Origin of the sequence: Caulobacter sp., assembly GCF_039596335.1 — a bacterium.
Classification (GTDB): domain Bacteria; phylum Pseudomonadota; class Alphaproteobacteria; order Caulobacterales; family Caulobacteraceae; genus Caulobacter.
Map to the genome: position 1 here is coordinate 380,426 of NZ_JBCNJZ010000007.1, position 14,900 is coordinate 395,325.

Annotated in this window: 11 protein-coding genes; 7 read left to right on the forward strand and 4 right to left on the reverse strand. The window is 68.5% G+C overall.

Going from position 1 to position 14,900, the window contains the following annotated elements:
- The first annotated feature begins 6 nt into the window (after positions 1 to 6).
- Positions 7 to 342 (forward strand): hypothetical protein, encoded by a 336-nt coding sequence (locus ABDW31_RS17170; protein ID WP_343699172.1) that lies wholly within the window; start codon positions 7 to 9, stop codon positions 340 to 342.
- Here ABDW31_RS17170 and ABDW31_RS17175 read toward each other — a convergent pair.
- Together ABDW31_RS17175 and ABDW31_RS17180 are read right to left on the reverse strand one after the other, a co-directional pair.
- Positions 339 to 620, reverse strand: a complete 282-nt coding sequence (locus tag ABDW31_RS17175) for a hypothetical protein (RefSeq protein ID WP_343699173.1) — start codon at positions 618 to 620, stop codon at positions 339 to 341. The two genes, ABDW31_RS17170 and ABDW31_RS17175, sit on opposite strands and share 4 nt — an antisense overlap.
- Positions 621 to 923: 303 nt before the next feature.
- Positions 924 to 1,139, reverse strand: a complete 216-nt coding sequence (locus ABDW31_RS17180) for a hypothetical protein (RefSeq protein WP_343699174.1) — start codon at positions 1,137 to 1,139, stop codon at positions 924 to 926.
- Positions 1,140 to 1,522: 383 nt separating this feature from the next.
- On the opposite strand from ABDW31_RS17180, the gene ABDW31_RS17185 reads away from it, so the two are divergent.
- The 4 genes from ABDW31_RS17185 to ABDW31_RS17200 all read left to right on the forward strand — a co-directional run bounded on the left by ABDW31_RS17185 (position 1,523) and on the right by ABDW31_RS17200 (position 7,507).
- A complete protein-coding gene (locus ABDW31_RS17185; protein ID WP_343699175.1) occupies positions 1,523 to 3,655 on the forward strand; it encodes a PAS domain-containing protein in 2,133 nt (710 codons plus the stop codon).
- A gap of 110 nt (positions 3,656 to 3,765) precedes the next feature.
- Entirely contained in the window at positions 3,766 to 4,302 is a 537-nt protein-coding gene (locus ABDW31_RS17190; protein ID WP_343699176.1) for a hemerythrin domain-containing protein, read from the forward strand.
- A gap of 61 nt (positions 4,303 to 4,363) precedes the next feature.
- Positions 4,364 to 6,499, forward strand: coding sequence for a catalase (locus ABDW31_RS17195; protein WP_343699177.1), 2,136 nt, complete (start codon positions 4,364 to 4,366; stop codon positions 6,497 to 6,499).
- Between the two features lie 84 nt (positions 6,500 to 6,583).
- Positions 6,584 to 7,507 carry an NAD(P)/FAD-dependent oxidoreductase gene (locus ABDW31_RS17200; protein ID WP_343699178.1) on the forward strand — a complete coding sequence of 308 codons (924 nt, stop codon included), beginning with the start codon at positions 6,584 to 6,586 and terminating at the stop codon, positions 7,505 to 7,507.
- Here the strand turns inward: ABDW31_RS17200 and ABDW31_RS17205 are convergent.
- A complete protein-coding gene (locus ABDW31_RS17205; RefSeq protein WP_343699179.1) occupies positions 7,504 to 8,847 on the reverse strand; it encodes a DUF2252 family protein in 1,344 nt (447 codons plus the stop codon). The genes ABDW31_RS17200 and ABDW31_RS17205 overlap by 4 nt on opposite strands.
- Entirely contained in the window at positions 8,742 to 9,602 is an 861-nt protein-coding gene (locus tag ABDW31_RS17210; RefSeq protein ID WP_343699180.1) for a DUF1206 domain-containing protein, read from the reverse strand. Before ABDW31_RS17210 ends, ABDW31_RS17205 begins: the two co-directional genes overlap by 106 nt.
- A gap of 233 nt (positions 9,603 to 9,835) precedes the next feature.
- Here ABDW31_RS17210 and ABDW31_RS17215 point away from each other — a divergent pair, with 233 nt between their 5' ends.
- Together ABDW31_RS17215 and ABDW31_RS17220 are read left to right on the forward strand one after the other, a co-directional pair.
- Entirely contained in the window at positions 9,836 to 13,174 is a 3,339-nt protein-coding gene (locus tag ABDW31_RS17215; protein WP_343699181.1) for a DEAD/DEAH box helicase, read from the forward strand.
- Between the two features lie 228 nt (positions 13,175 to 13,402).
- Complete coding sequence (locus tag ABDW31_RS17220) at positions 13,403 to 14,899, forward strand: HWE histidine kinase domain-containing protein (protein ID WP_343699182.1); 1,497 nt, start codon at positions 13,403 to 13,405, stop codon at positions 14,897 to 14,899.
- Position 14,900: the final 1 nt, after the last annotated feature.

Below are 14,900 nucleotides of genomic sequence, written 5' to 3' on the forward strand. Positions count from 1 at the left end.
GCGACGATGATCCCCGCCACGACCCTCAGCTACATCCTCGACGGCCCAGTCCCGGTGGCCGAGCCCGATCCTGACGCTTGGCGCGCCTGGATGCGCGCGGCGCAGCTGGACGGCCGGCGCATCGTGGCCAAGACGCAAATCAACCCGCGCCTTGAGGTCTCGACGGTGTTCACCGGCATGGACCGGGGCCCGGCCGCATCACCAGGCTTTGAGCGCCCGATCGTTTTCGAGTCGGCGACTTTTGAGGATGGCGAGGTCGTCGACACACGCGGCTATACAAGCTGGGAAGACGCCCAGGCCGGCCACGCGGCGCTCGTCGCCACGCTCGGCGGCTCGGTCTAGTCGCGTTCGCGATCCTTTTCGGCGGCCCAAGCCGAGGCCTCGTCGGCGGCTGTGCGCCCATCAAAGGGAGCGGCCTGCGCGACCGGCTGGGCATGGACGACCTTACCCACCTGATCGGAGTCTTCGACCATGACGCTGTCGACGGCGGGGATAGGACCGGGCGCAGCGGCCTTTGGCGGCGCGGCGGCCGGATAGTCCGGAACCGGCGCACGCGGCTGGGTGACGTTGTGTACGCCGCCCAGGCCGTCAGCGGTTTGCGGATCCTTGCCGGTGGCCATGTTTGTCTCTCCTATAGTCTGTGGAAAGACAACGCCGCCCCAAGCCATCCGTTCTGTCGCGCCTGGCGGCTGAAGGCTTTGTTTCGTTGGCGAGCAGACAGACAAGCCAAGCTTTCTTCGCTAGCGTTGCCTTAGCCCTAAGGCCCTCCTCGGAGCCGGCGCACTGGGGTCAGGGGCGAGGATCGGCGCGTTGCGCATTCTCGCCCCGTCCCACACCGCCGTGGTGGCGCGGCGTTCGATCGCGCCGCCCTGGAAACAAAAAAGGCCGGGCGTGAGACCCGGCCTCCTTCGTGATCTAGCAGCTCACCGCTGAACCGGCTCGCCCCGCCCGCCGTCGTCGGTCGGACGCGTGTCGTTGGGATCGCGGGTGCGACCATCGCCGTCGGTGTCGATCCGCTCACCCGTCTTCTCGGCGCCGCGGTTTTGGCCCTGCTCGTTCTGTTGCTCGGGCGCGCGCTGCTGGCCGCTTTGGTCCTGCTGCTGCGGCTTGCGGTCTTGGTTGGTGCTTTGATCGTTCATGACGATCTCCTCCTGCTTCGTGCGCAAAATCAACACGCCGGCCTGGGGCGCGTTCCAACAGCGCCGCTCGGTCGTCGCACATCCCCGATCAGAAGATAGCGCGCCGCAACCGAAGCTTGGCTTTGACGTTGTCGTTGCGGATGGGCTGCTGCATGCAAGGACGGCCCGACTCTCCACGTCGCCTTGCCGGATCCCCGCCCCTGATGAGCTTGATCGCCCCTCAAGTCCCCGCGCGCGGCGAAGTGGTTGACTTGCTTGCGGACGAGGCCGTCCGCGCACGCTTGGGTCCGCTGGAGGGCTGGCCCCAGGCCTTGCGTCAACAGGTCGATGTGCTTTTGAGCGCGCCCTTTCCGATGTTCCTGGTTTGGGGATCCGACCGGCTTTTGATCTATAACGACGCCTACCGCCCCATCCTCGGCGACAAGCATCCAAGCGCCCTGGGCCGGCCATTCTGGACGGTGTGGCCCGAGGTCCGCCCCACGATCGAGCCGATCATCGAGGCGGCGTTTGGCGGCGCGGCGGCCTTTTACGAGGATTTGCCGGTCGTGCTGCACCGGAATGGTCAGGCCCAACGCGCTTGTTTTACCTTCTCCTACAGCCCTATTCCGGTCGCAGGAGAGATACCGGGCATCCTGTGCGTCTGCGTCGAGACCACCTCGGCGGCCCAGGAGCGCGCTGCGCGCGAAGAAAGCGAGCGCACCCTGCTCTTCCTGGATCGCCTGACCCGCGCCACCTCGGCCCTGTCCAGCGCCGAGGCGGTGATGATGCGCGCGGCCCAGATGATCGGCGAGCACATGGGCGTGGCGATCTGCGCCTATGCCGACATGGACGCCGACCAGGACGGCTTCACCATCCGCGGCGACTGGGCCGGGCCCGGTTCGACCTCGATCGTGGGCCGCTATCGTCTGGCCGACTTTGGCCAGATGGCGGTCGCCAATCTCTCTCGCGGCCTGCCGCTGATCATCAACGACAACCTGGTCGAGATCGCCGCCCACGAAGCGCAAACGTTCCAGGCCATCGGGATCGGCGCGACGATCTGCATGCCGCTGGTGCGCGATGGGCGGCTGCGGGCGCTCATGGCGGTCCACCACAAGGGCCCGCATGTCTGGACGGAGCGGGAGCTTGCCTTAGTCCGCGAGGTCACCGAGCGGTCATGGGCCTTCGTCGAACGGGTCGGATCCCAGGCTGAACTGGCCGACAGCGAGGCTGAGCTGCGAAGGATCACCGACGCCGCGCCGCTGCTGATAGCCTATGTCGACCGCGAAAAGCGCTATCGGTTCCTCAACCGCGCCTACGAGCAGTGGTTTGGTCAGCCGCGCGAGGCGCTGCAGGGACGTCTGGTCGAGGATGTCCTGGGTGCGGCCTATGATCCTGTCCGGCCGCACCTCGACGCGGCGCTGGCGGGTGAACGTGTGACCTTCGAAAGCCGGGTCGATTATCCAGCCGGCGGCCTTCGCGACGTTCACGTCGACTATGTGCCCCGGCGCGGCGCCGACGGCGTCGTGATCGGCCTCTATGCGGTGATCTCCGACGTCACCAAGCGCATGGACGCCGAACGCGCCCTGCTGGAAAGCGAGACCCGGCTGCGCCTGGCCACCGAGTTCGGCGAGGTCGGGCTATGGGACGTCGATAATGGCGATGGCGCCCTCTACTGGGACGACCGGGTCCGGGCGCTCTTTGGCCATTCGCCTGGCGCTCCGGTCACCCTGGACGACTTCTATCGCGGCCTACACCCCGACGACCTGGAGGCCACGTCCAGGGCGTACGCGGCTGCGGCCGATCCGGCCACCCAGGGCCTCTACGACGTCGAATATCGCACCATCGGGGCCGAGGACGGCGTCGAACGCTGGGTGGCGGCCAAGGGGCGCGGGGTGTTCGACGACCAGGGACAGTGCCTGCGCGTGGTCGGCACCGCCATCGACATCACCGCCCGCAAGCAGGCCGAGGCCGCGCGTGACCTACTGATGCGCGAGGTCGACCACCGGGCCCGCAATTCGCTGGCCATCATCCAGTCGGTGGTGCGCCTGACCGACGCGGCCGACCCGGCCGACTTCCGCCACGCCATCCACGGCCGCATCGAGGCCATGGCGCGGGCCCAATCGACGCTGGCCAAGACCCAATGGCGCGGTGGAACCATCGCCGAGGTGGTGCGCGACGAGCTGGCCTCCTCGATCAGCGCCGGCGCGCGCGTGCGTCTGGCGGGCGGCGAGATCGCCTTGCCGGCCGACCACCTCCAGCCGCTGAGCATGATCCTGCACGAACTGGTGACGAACGCGACCAAGTACGGGGCGTTGTCGGTTCGCGAGGGTGTGCTGGAAGTCAGTTGGGCCAGCGCGCCGCAGGGTTGGTCGCTGTCGTGGGAGGAACGCGGCGGCCCGCCGGTGACGGCCCCGTCGCGCTCGGGGTTCGGTTCGCGGCTGATGGCCAACCTCGCTCGACAGCTGGACGGCCAGATCGTCTTCGACTGGGACGCCGCCGGCCTGTCGGTCAGTTTGCGAGCGGGCGCGGCGGCTTGACCAGCCGGTCAGCCCAAGCGCCACCATAGACCCATCGTTTGATCGTTACCGGAACGGCCCGCCAGGCGGGCGGTTGAAGGATCGCCCCTTCACATCCGGAACATTGATCCATGGCTACGACGGCGAAGACCAAGGCCACCCGCAAGACCGCGCGCGCCGCGACCAAGGCCCAGGCCGCGCCGAAGGCGAAAGGCCCCGACGCCATCGCGCTGCTGGAAGCCGACCATCGTGAGGTCGAAGACTATTTCGAGACCTATGACGGCCTGACCGACGCGGCCGAAAAGAAGGCCTTGGCCGACAAGATCTGCTTGGCTCTCAAGGTCCACACCCAGATCGAAGAAGAGTTCTTCTATCCGCCGGCCCGCGAGAAGACCGGCGACGGCGACCTGATCGACGAGGCGATCGTCGAGCACATGGGCGCCAAGACTCTGATCGCCCAGATCGAGGCCGGCCTGCCCGACCAGCCGCTCTACGACGCCAAGGTCAAGGTGCTTGGCGAGCAGGTTCGCCACCATGTCGAGGAAGAGGAAAGCGAGCTCTTTCCCGAGGTCCGCGCCACCGATCTGGATCTCATCGCGTTGGGCGCGAAGCTCTCGGCCCGTAAGGCCGAACTGATGGCCCAGCTGGCCCCGCCGCCGCGCGCCTAAACACCGCTTCTCGCACCAACGCCTTCGCTCTCGCCGCCCCTTTTCGAAGTCAGGACCGACCATGCCGACCAAGTCCAAGGCGCCCGCCGCGCCGCCGATCGCCGCGCCCGACACCACCACCGGCATCGAAACGCTCGTGCCCGCCGGCGGCGAACTGCATCAGCAATCTGATGGCGAGCCGACCCAGCTGACCACCAATCAGGGCGTGCCGATCAGCGACAATCAGAACTCGCTGAAGGCCGGCGCCCGTGGTCCGGTGCTGCTGCAGGACTTCATCCTGCGCGAGAAGATCATGCACTTCGACCACGAGCGCATTCCCGAGCGCGTGGTCCACGCCCGCGGTTCGGCCGCGCACGGTTTCTTCGAGTGCCTGGAGGACCTGTCGGACATCACCACCGCCGACTTCCTGCAGCGCCCCGGCGAGCGCATCCCCGTCTTCACCCGCTTCTCCACCGTGGCAGGCAACAAGGGATCGATGGACCTGGCCCGCGACGTCCGAGGCTTCGCGGTCAAGTTCTACACCCAGCAAGGCAACTTCGATCTCGTCGGCAACAACATCCCGGTGTTCTTCATCCAGGACGCCATCAAGTTTCCCGACCTCGTCCATGCGGCCAAGCAGGACCCCGACCGCGAGTTCCCGCAAGCGCAGACCGCGCACGACACCTTCTGGGACTACATTTCCCTGACGCCCGAGAGCATGCACATGATCATGTGGATCATGTCGGACCGGACCATCCCGCGCTCCTACCGGATGATGGAGGGGTTTGGCGTCCACACGTTCCGGCTGGTCAACGCCGCGGGCCAGAGCACCTTCGTGAAGTTCCACTGGCGGCCCAAACTCAATTCCCAGTCGGTGGTCTGGGACGAGGCGGTCAAGATCAACGGCGCCGATCCCGACTTCCACCGTCGCGACCTTTGGGAGGCGATCGACACCGGCGACTTCCCCGAGTGGGAGTTCTGCCTGCAGACCTTCGACCAGCAGACCGCCGACAGCTTGGCCTTTGACGTGCTGGACGCCACCAAGCTCATTCCCGAGGAAGTCATCCCGCTGCGTGTCGTGGGCCGCATGGTGCTGGATCGCAACCCGGACAACTTCTTCGCCGAGACCGAACAGGTCGCCTACTGCGCCTCCCACGTCGTGCCCGGCATCGACTTCACCAGCGACCCGCTGCTGCAAGGAAGGCTATTCTCTTACCAGGACACCCAGCTCAAGCGCCTGGGCTCGGCCAACTTCCACCAGATCCCGATCAACCAGCCCAAATGCCCGTTCCACAATCTGCAGCGCGATGGCCACATGCAGATGGCCGTCCCCAAGGGCCAGGTGAACTATGAACCCTCGAGCCTGGGCGCGGACGTCAAGCGCGAGAGCCAGGCTCAGGGCTATCGCACCTTCCCCAATGGCGAGGCTGGCGAGCAGCTACGCGTGCGGCCCGAGACGTTCGCCGATCATTACAGCCAGGCGCGATTGTTCTTCCTCAGCCAGACCGATCCGGAACGCGACCACATCGTCGCGGCCCTGATCTTCGAGCTGTCGCGGTGCAATGTGCCGCGCGTGCGCGAGGCGATGCTCTCGCGCCTGGTCAATATCGACGAGAGCCTGGCGGCGCGGGTCGCCGCCGGCCTGGGCGTTCGCGATCCGATCACGCCGGCGCCCACCGAGGTTCCCGCGTCCGAGATGGACCTCTCCCCCGCCCTCAGCATCCTGGCCAAGTCCGCGCCGGGCCTTGTGGGTCGCAAGATCGGCGTCCTGGTCAGCGACGGCGTCGACGACGCCCTGCTGGATGACCTGAAGGCGGCTGCCCAGGCGGCCGGCGCGAAACTGGCGATCGTCGCCCCGACCATCACGGGCGTGGTGACAGCGGGCGGCGTCCTGGTCCCGGCGGACTTCCGGGTCGACGGTGGGCCTTCGGTGCTGTTCGACGCCGTGGCGGTCCTGCCGTCTGACGAAGGCGGCGCGGCGCTGGCGCTGGAAGCCGCGGCGGTCAATTTCGTGCGCGACGCCTTCGGTCACCTGAAGGTCATCGCCTATTTGCCCGCCGCCGCGCCGCTGTTCGTCAAGGGCGGCCTGTCCGACGCCAATCCCGACGCCGACGCCGGACTGATCAACCTGCCGACCAAGACGATCGCCGACTTTATCGCGACGGCTGAAACCGGCCGCATCTGGGCGCGCGAACCCCTGGTGCGCAAGGTGTTCTAAACGCCGCGGTCCATGGCTTGGGCGACACTGAGCCATGGACCGCCTTTGCGCGTTAGCGGATCAGGCCAGCGACGGGGAGACCGCATGGACCGCTACGAGGTCGTCATCATCGGCGCTGGTCCGGCGGGCCTGACCGCCGCGACCTATCTTGGCCGTTATCGGCGCCGCGTCCTGATCCTGGATAGCGGCCGCTCCCGCGCGGCGTGGATTCCGCAAAGTCACAACACGCCCGGCTTTCCCCGGGGCGTGGGCGGCCCAGCGCTCCTGGAGAATCTGTCGCAACAGGCCAGCCTCTACGGCGCCCAACGGCGTCAAGCGCGCGCGCGGCGGCTGACGCGGATGGCGGACGGCTTTGAGATTCTCATCGATACCGCGCAGGGCGAGGTCACGATCCAAGCCCAGTTCGTGCTGCTGGCCACAGGCGTCGTCGATCGCCTGCCCGACCTGGCCGAGATCGAGGCCGCCATCGGCGCGGCTCGGGTGCGCATGTGCCCGATCTGTGACGCCTATGAAGCGATCGACCAGAGGATCGCGGTTCTCGGCGAGGGTGATCTCGGCGCGCGCGAGGCGGCGTTCCTGACCACCTACTCCTCGGACGTCACCCTCCTGCATCTGGGCGCGACAGAAACGCTGAGCGATCTGGCCAGCCTCAGCGCGCACAAGGTGAGGGTCGAGCCGATCGCGCTCGCGGACCTGTCGGTCGGTTCTGAGCGGGTCAGGCTGTCTTCGCCCGGCGCGCCGGTCCAGGACTTCGACTGCCTTTACCTGGCGCTTGGTTGCGAGATGCAGAGTCGGCTGGCGGTGCAATGGGGCGCGGCCCACGACGACCAGGCCAACCTGATCGTCAACAGCCATCAGGAGACCTCGATCGAGGGTCTCTACGCGGCGGGCGATGTGGTGCGTGGCCTCAACCAGATCGCGGTTGCGGCCGCCGAAGCCGCCATCGCCGCCACCGACATCCATAAACGCCTTCGCGCGCGCGACGCCCAGGCGCAGGCAAGGCTCTAGCCCTCGCGTCGAAGACCCAGCGCGTAGCGCCGGCAATGCTCGAGATAGGCCGCCTCATGGACGGCCATCAGGTCCACGACGCTCGACCACAGCCAGGAGGGCGCATCCAGCGTGCCCGAGCGATTGCGCGCCAGGTCGGCGATCCAGGCCTTGCGCATGGCGGCGTCCATCTGGCGACCGTGGGCGTCGCCGACCACACGCGCCAGGGAACGGGCCGCATCCATGGCCTCGGCGGGGGCCAGGCCCACGATCTCCAGCTTCATGTCCTGCGGCATCAGCTCGCGCACGAAGACGGCTTTGTCGAGCAGACGGCCGGCGGCCATGCGCTGACCAAGGTTGGGCGACAGCGCCATCGCGCCGGCCACCACCCGCTCGGCATTGCCGCGCGGCATGGCCGCGCCCTCCTCTCTCGGCGCGGCGGCCTTGATCGCCTCCTTGATATCCAGGAAGCAGATGTCAGGCGGACCATCACCGCCATCGACCTCCAGCAGCACGGCGAACCGAAGGCGCCCCAGGGAGCTGCAGCCCTTCACCCAATAGGCCGCGTCCAGCATGCGGATCTCGTCCTTGCGCCCGCGCGACTTCAGGCTGGTCACCAGGTCGCGCACCGGCGCGCCGGCGCAGATTTCCTCGATCTCGTGGCGCTCGGTGCGGGTGATGGGCCAAAAGCGCTTGCCGATCGAAATCTCGGGCCGCACGCCCGCCAACCGGTCGTTGGCCAGGTGCTTCCAGGTTCGGCGCTCGGCCTCGCGCAGGACGGCGCCGATCATCGGCGGGTGCGGCGCATCCTGATCGAAGTCGGCGGCCAGGGCCTCTTCGTAGCCCTCGATCATGGCTTCGAGCATCTGGGCGGTGACCACGCCCGGCAGGTCCGATCCCCGTGCGGCCGACGCCAGCGACAGCCCCAGCCGGATCAGGTCATGGGCGGGATTTCCGACCACGGTCTGGTCGAGATCGCGGATCTGGATGTCGACGCGGCCCTTGGCGTTGGCCAGGGGACCCAGGTTGCCCAGGTGACAATCGCCGCAGATCCACACGGGCGGTCCGCTCGGCAAGGCCGAGGGACGCGTCTCCAGCCACTCATAGAACTTGATCGTGCTGCCTCGAACATAGGCGTGCGCCGAGCGGGCCATCTTCAGATTGCGCGTGCGGGCCAGAACCGGGCCGCGGTCGCTAGGCTTGACCGCCTGGGCGCGCCGCGCGGCCTTCAGGCGTTCTGCACGGTCAGCCTTGCTCAAGAGGTCAGCTCCAGGCTGGGACGAATATGCCGAAAGCGGGCCTCGACGAACCCAAAGAGGCCAAAGGCGATCAAGCCCAGGGCCACAAGGCCCAACATCCACGATCCGAACGGCTGGGCTTCGAGCGCTTGCAGCGCGCCGCCCCAGCTGTGCGCGTCGCGACTGCGCGCTTCCAGGCCCGCCTGGATCAGGAAGAGGCCGGCCGGAAGGGTCGCCAGTCCCCTTGCCGCGTAGCCGACCTTGGCCATCGGCACGACCCATCGGCACAGCCGGTCGTCGCAGCGCAGGCGCTTGGCGAAGTCCTGGACCAGGCCCTGGACGATGTTGCCAACCCCCACGCCCAGCATCACCGCGCCGGCCAGGAGCAGCAGGACTTCACCATAGGGCAGAGCCAGAACCGTGGCCGCCGCGCCGCGCGCGGCCTGCTCCTCGTCGGCCTCTCCAACATCCTCGAACGCGTCGAGCAGCTCCAGCGCCCAGAGGCCAAGGCCGCCATAGATCAGGCCGCTGATCGCCTGACCGATCCGCACCACCACGCCCTTGGGCGAGGCGCCGTGCTGGTCGGCATCGAAGACCGCCTGCAAGGCGCGCCAGAGCGCAAACCCCAGCAGGCCCGCAGCGACGGCGCCGACCAGAACCAGGCCGAGCGGCCAGGCGGCCCAGGCCGCCAGCATCGCCTTGGCGCCTTGAGCGCGCGGGGTCACATCGCTCGCCGCCAGCAGGACGATCACGCCAAGACCAAGATAAACCAGACCGCGCGCCGCATATCCTAGTCGGGACGCGCCCTCGAGCACGCGCCTTATGTCCGCCCTCGCCAGCCAGTGCGACGCCGCTTTGGCGATTTTCTCCGGTTGCATCGGTCGTCGTCGGCCCCTGTCGCCGGCGCGGGCGATGCAGCGCAATCCCCAAGCGTCACCGGTCGCAAGCAAACGGCGCCGATCCGTGGGCGTTCCCTGATCCGCCGTCGTCAGATCAAAAGATCGCCGCGGCGCCCAAGGCTAAGGCGCGCGAGGCCCCCTGCAACTTCCTCGACCATCCGGTGTTGTGGCCGTGCTCGCGGATCGTCGAGCGCCAGTCCCTCGAGTTGCGCATGCCTGCATCCGCCCCGCCGTCGCCCGCCGTTGGCGAGACCCTGGTTCCGGGCGCTCGGCCGCATCGCCAGCCCGACCGGGTCAGCACGCAGCCGCCGGCCTCGGCGGCGGCTCTGGCGCTGTCGCGCAAGATCGCCACCCTGCGCGGCGCAAGCCTCGTCCATCTGGCCTCGAGCGAGCGGCGCGCCGAAGAGATAGGGCGGGCCTTGGCCGGGCTGTGCCCGGACCTGGACATCCTGGTGCTGCCGCCGTGGGACTGCCTGCCCTATGATCGCGCCTCGCCCTCGCGCGACGTGATGGGCCGGCGCATGCGCGTGCTCAAGCAGCTGTCGCAGACGCGCTCGCCGCGCATCGTCATCACCTCGCCCGAGGCCCTCATTCAGAAGCTGCCGCCACCCGCGGCGCTGGACGGCGCCTTTCTCGAATTGAAGCCCGGTCAACCGCTGGACCGCGACGCCTTCGCCGCCTTCGCCGCGCGCACCGGCCACGTCGCCGACGACCGCATCGACGAGCCGGGCGAGATCGCCTTCCAGGGCGAGGTGATCGATGTCTTTCCCGCCGACGCCCCCCGCCCCGCCCGCATCGTGGTGCGACAGGACGCCATCGCCGAGATCCGTATCTATGACCCCCTGACCCAGAGGTCGGAGGCCGAGATCGAGGTGTTGGACCTTGGTCCGGCCAGCGAGCTGATCTTTCCGCAAGCCGGCGATGACGCGGCCCTGCCTGAGCGCGAGCCAGGGTGCGAGCACGCCCTGGCCGACCACTATGGCGAGCTTGTCTCGCTCTTCGAACTGCTTCCCAAGGCGCGGTTGTCCGCCGATCCCAAGGCCCTGGCCCGTCTCGAAGAGGTAGAGGTCCACGTCACCGAAGCCTTCGAAGCCCGACGCACGCTCGGGTCGGCTACGGTCTCTTCCCCGACCGCCGCCGATCGGCTGCATCTCCTGGGCGCGCCCCTTCAGGCGGGCTTGAAGACCTGGTCGAAGGTCCGCCTTGCCCTTGCCGGCATCGAGGCTGTGCCGAACCTGGCCTTGTCGCGCAATCCGGGCCGCGCCTTCTGTGACCTTGTGGACAGCCATCGGCTGGCCCACCGCCGCGTGGTGCTGACCGGCGCTCAGCATGAACTTCGTCCCCTTGCCCGCGCCTTGGCGCGAGGGCTTGATCTGAAACCTCAACCGGTCGCCGACTGGACCCAGGTGGCGGCGATCGAACCGGGGGCCGTCGTCGCCGTCGAGATCGACTTCGACACCGGCTTCGTCGACCCGGTCGCTGGCCTGGCCGTGATCGCGGCGGGCGACGTCGCGGGCGGCCGCGCCGCCGCGCGCAAGAAGAGCAACGTCCAGGATTTCCTCGCCGAGCCCGACCTGAGGCCCGGCGATGTCGTGCTGCATGAGGATCATGGGATTGGCGTGCTGCGCGACCTCAAGCGCATCGAGATCGACGGCGTGGGCCGCGACACCCTGCAGCTGGAGTATAACGGCGGCGACACGCTGCTCGCACCGATCGAGGAGATTGGACGGATCTGGCGCTATGGCGCGCAAGACAGCGCCGTGACGCTGGATCGCCTCAAGGGCGAGGGCTGGGCCAAACGGCGCGCCGAGGTCAGCCGCCATATCGACGAGACCGCTGAGAGTCTGGTGGCCTTGGCCCAGGCGCGCCAGGTCAGGCGTTGCGAGCCGATCGTCCCGCCCAAGGCGGCCTATGCCAAGTTCGCCGCGCGCTTTGGCTATCCAGAGACCCAGGATCAGTCGGCGGCCATCGAGGCGGTGCTGGCCGATCTGGCCTGCGGCCGTCCGATGGACCGGCTGGTCTGCGGCGATGTCGGCTTTGGCAAGACCGAAGTGGCCCTGCGCGCAGCCGCGGCCGTGGCGCTCAGCGGCCGGCAGGTCGCGGTGGCCGCGCCGACCACGGTCTTGGCGCGCCAGCACGTCGAGACCTTCAAGCGCCGCTTTTCCGGCACAGGCATTGGCGTGGCCCACCTGTCGCGCCTGGTCACGCCGGCCGAGGCGCGCGCTGTGAAGCAAGGCCTTGAAAGCGGCGACATCGGTATCGTCATCGGCACCCAGGCCCTGGCGGGCAAAGACATCGCCTTCGACAGGCTTGGCCTGGTGATCATCGACGAAGAACAGAAGTTCGGCGCGGCCTTGAAGGCCAAACTTCGGGCCTTGTGCGATGAAGGCCACCTGCTGACGCTGACGGCCACGCCGATCCCGCGAACCTTGCAGTCAGCGATGATCGGCGTCCAGGACGTCAGCCTGATCGCCAGCCCGCCGGCTCGTCGGCGACCGATCCGCACCTTCCTGGCCCCGTTCGACGCCGCCAGCCTGCGCACCGCCCTGTTGCGCGAGAAGCGTCGCGACGGCCAGAGCTTCATCGTCGCGCCGCGGATCGAGGACATCGCGCCCTTGGCGGACAAACTGGCCGATCTCGCGCCCGAGCTATCGGTTCGCGTCGCGCACGGCGGACTGCCCCCCGACGCGGCCGACGCGGTGATGGTCGGCTTCGCCGACGGCGATGGCGATGTGCTGCTGGCGACCAACATCATCGAAAGCGGGCTGGATGTGCCGCGCGCCAACACCATGGTCGTCTGGCGCCCGGATCGCTTCGGCCTGGCGCAGCTGCACCAGTTGCGCGGCCGCGTCGGCCGGGGGCGGATCCAAGGCGTCGCCTACCTTTTGCATGATCCCGACGAAGAGCTGCCCGAGGCCACCCGAGCCCGCCTCTCGACGCTTGAAGCGTTCGATCGCCTCGGTTCGGGCCTGGCGATCAGCGCGCGCGACCTTGATCTGCGGGGGTCTGGAGACCTGGCTGGGGAAGACCAGGCGGGCCACATGGCGATGATCGGCGCGGGCCTCTATCAGCGGCTTCTGGCGCGCGCGGTCAAGATCGCCGGCGGGGAACCCGCCGACGACGACTGGACGCCCGAGATCAATCTCGGGGCCCCCGGGGCCATACCGGACGACTATGTCCCCGACGCGGTGACCCGGATCAATCTCTACGGACGGCTTGCCAGGCTCGAAAGGCTCGGAGAGATCGACGATTTCGAAGAAGAACTGACTGACCGGTTCGGCGCCTTGCCCGACCCGGCGCTCGCGCTTCTCGACAACGCGCGCCTGGTGACCCTGGCCAGAAGCGCGGGCGTGCGGGGGGTGCGCGGCGGCCCAAAGGGCGTGTCCTTGACCTTGCCGTCCCGATCCCATGATCGTGCGATGCAAGTGCTGGCGCCCTGGCGCGAGGCGGCGTCGTCCGACGGCGACCGGATCATGATCGCCGCGGTCCTCGAAGACGAGGCGGCGCGGCGTGTCATGGCCCAGCACATCCTGCAGGCGCTCAGCGCCTAGCGACCTCGGCCTTGCCCCTCGGCGCCGGCCCCGAGCCAAGCGCTCGTCCCTATGCCGGCTAAGCCGTACTGAAGCGCAACGGCCTCGTCTCGCGTCGGGAGGGCGACGGACGCGCCGCCGCAAGCGGTTATCTTGCCGCCAATTGTCAAGGAATGTTGCTGGAGTCGGGCAGCGGCGCGGGGCACAATCACACTCAAGGTTTGGCGGCCGACGGGGCGCTCAAGGGGCATGACGTTGCGAATGAATGAGGCCCTGGCCGACCTTGAGGTCAGCCAGTTCTTGCTGAGCTTACAGGACGGCCTGATCGCCCGCGCCGAAGCGCGCGCGGCCGTCGATTTTGCCTGTGCTTTGCTCGGCCGGAAGCTCGACGTGGCCGCGGTCGGCGTGGTCGAACTGGAGGCCGATCGCCGGGTCGGCTTCGTCGTCAGCGAGTGGCTTTCGGGCGCCACCCCGTCGATGCGTGGACGCCACGCCGTCGATCTCTATGGCTGCGAGCGCTTCGCCGCCTTGGCCGAGAACACGCCTCTCGTCGTCGACGACGTCTCTGCGTTTCTACCCGGCGAGCCCAAGGTCTGCGCCGCCTTCGCCGCCATCGGCGTGGCCGCCTTCGTCGAGGCGCCGCTGGTGGTCGACGGCCAGCTTCGCGGCTGGCTCTATGTCAGCAGCGCCGCGCCGCGCGCCTGGAGCGCGCTGGACCTGCGCCTGATCACCGAGACGGCGCGGCGCACCTGGCATGCGGCCGAGCGGGCTCGGGCCGAAGAGCGCCTGCGCGAGCGCGAGGCGCGGCTGACGGCGGTCATCGAGCAGGTGCCGGTCGGGGTAATCCTGGCGGCGATCCCCGATGGCCAGTTGCTGGTCTACAACAGCGCCTCCTCGCGGATCATGGGTCACGATATGCGGGGCGAAGTCCTGTCGGACTACGGCTCCTACGGCGGCCTGCACGATGATGGCCAAGCTTATGCGCCAGAGGACTACCCGACGGCGCGGGCCATCCTGCATCGCGAGACCGTCGTCGACGAGCCGCTGCGCTATAGGCGGCCCGATGGCCAGGTCGTGACCCTGTCGGTCAGCGCCACGCCGGTCGACACGCCCTATGACAGCTACGCGCTGTGCACCTTCACCGACGAGACGCGCTATGTCGCGGCCTTGGAACGGGCCACCCTGCTCAACAACGAGCTCAGTCACCGGATCAAGAACCTCCTGTCGACGATCCAGGCGATCTCGGTCCAGACCTTTGGGGCCTTGCCGCTGCGCGACACCTTCGAGCAGCGCCTGACGGCCCTGGCAGCGGCCCATGACCTGATCACCACGGCCGGCTGGGCCGGGAGCCTGGAGGATTTGGTGCGCACGGCGCTGGCGCCCTTCCTGGCCGGTGGCCGCATCGCCATTGAGGGGCCGCTGGTGCGGCTGGACGACGCCCAGGCCGTTCCCTTCGCCCTGGCGCTGCACGAGCTGGCCACCAACGCGGCCAAGTATGGCGCCCTGTCGGGGTCGGCCGGCCGCGTGGCGATCTCATGGCGCCTGTCGGCGCAGGCGCCTGGGGCGCTGGCGTTCGAGTGGCGCGAAACCGGCGGCCCCAGGGTGAGCCCGCCCACCCGACGCGGATTTGGCTCGCGCATGATCGAGCGCAGCCTGGCGGGCGAGCTCAAGGGCCACGCCGCGCTCGACTTCCGCCCCGAAGGCCTGGTTTGCCAGATCCAGGCCCAGTTGCCGGCGCGCGACTAGG

Bases quoted from the DNA above. Each gene is read 5' to 3' on its own strand.
- ABDW31_RS17210 (WP_343699180.1), bottom strand. From the start codon at position 9,602: ATGCAACCGGAGAAAATCGCCAAAGCGGCGTCGCACTGGCTGGCGAGG.
- ABDW31_RS17175 (WP_343699173.1), bottom strand. From the start codon at position 620: ATGGCCACCGGCAAGGATCCGCAAACCGCTGACGGCCTGGGCGGCGTA.
- ABDW31_RS17180 (WP_343699174.1), bottom strand. From the start codon at position 1,139: ATGAACGATCAAAGCACCAACCAAGACCGCAAGCCGCAGCAGCAGGAC.
- ABDW31_RS17195 (WP_343699177.1), top strand. From the start codon at position 4,364: ATGCCGACCAAGTCCAAGGCGCCCGCCGCGCCGCCGATCGCCGCGCCC.
- ABDW31_RS17220 (WP_343699182.1), top strand. From the start codon at position 13,403: ATGACGTTGCGAATGAATGAGGCCCTGGCCGACCTTGAGGTCAGCCAG.
- ABDW31_RS17200 (WP_343699178.1), top strand. From the start codon at position 6,584: ATGGACCGCTACGAGGTCGTCATCATCGGCGCTGGTCCGGCGGGCCTG.
- ABDW31_RS17190 (WP_343699176.1), top strand. From the start codon at position 3,766: ATGGCTACGACGGCGAAGACCAAGGCCACCCGCAAGACCGCGCGCGCC.
- ABDW31_RS17170 (WP_343699172.1), top strand. From the start codon at position 7: ATGATCCCCGCCACGACCCTCAGCTACATCCTCGACGGCCCAGTCCCG.
- ABDW31_RS17215 (WP_343699181.1), top strand. From the start codon at position 9,836: ATGCCTGCATCCGCCCCGCCGTCGCCCGCCGTTGGCGAGACCCTGGTT.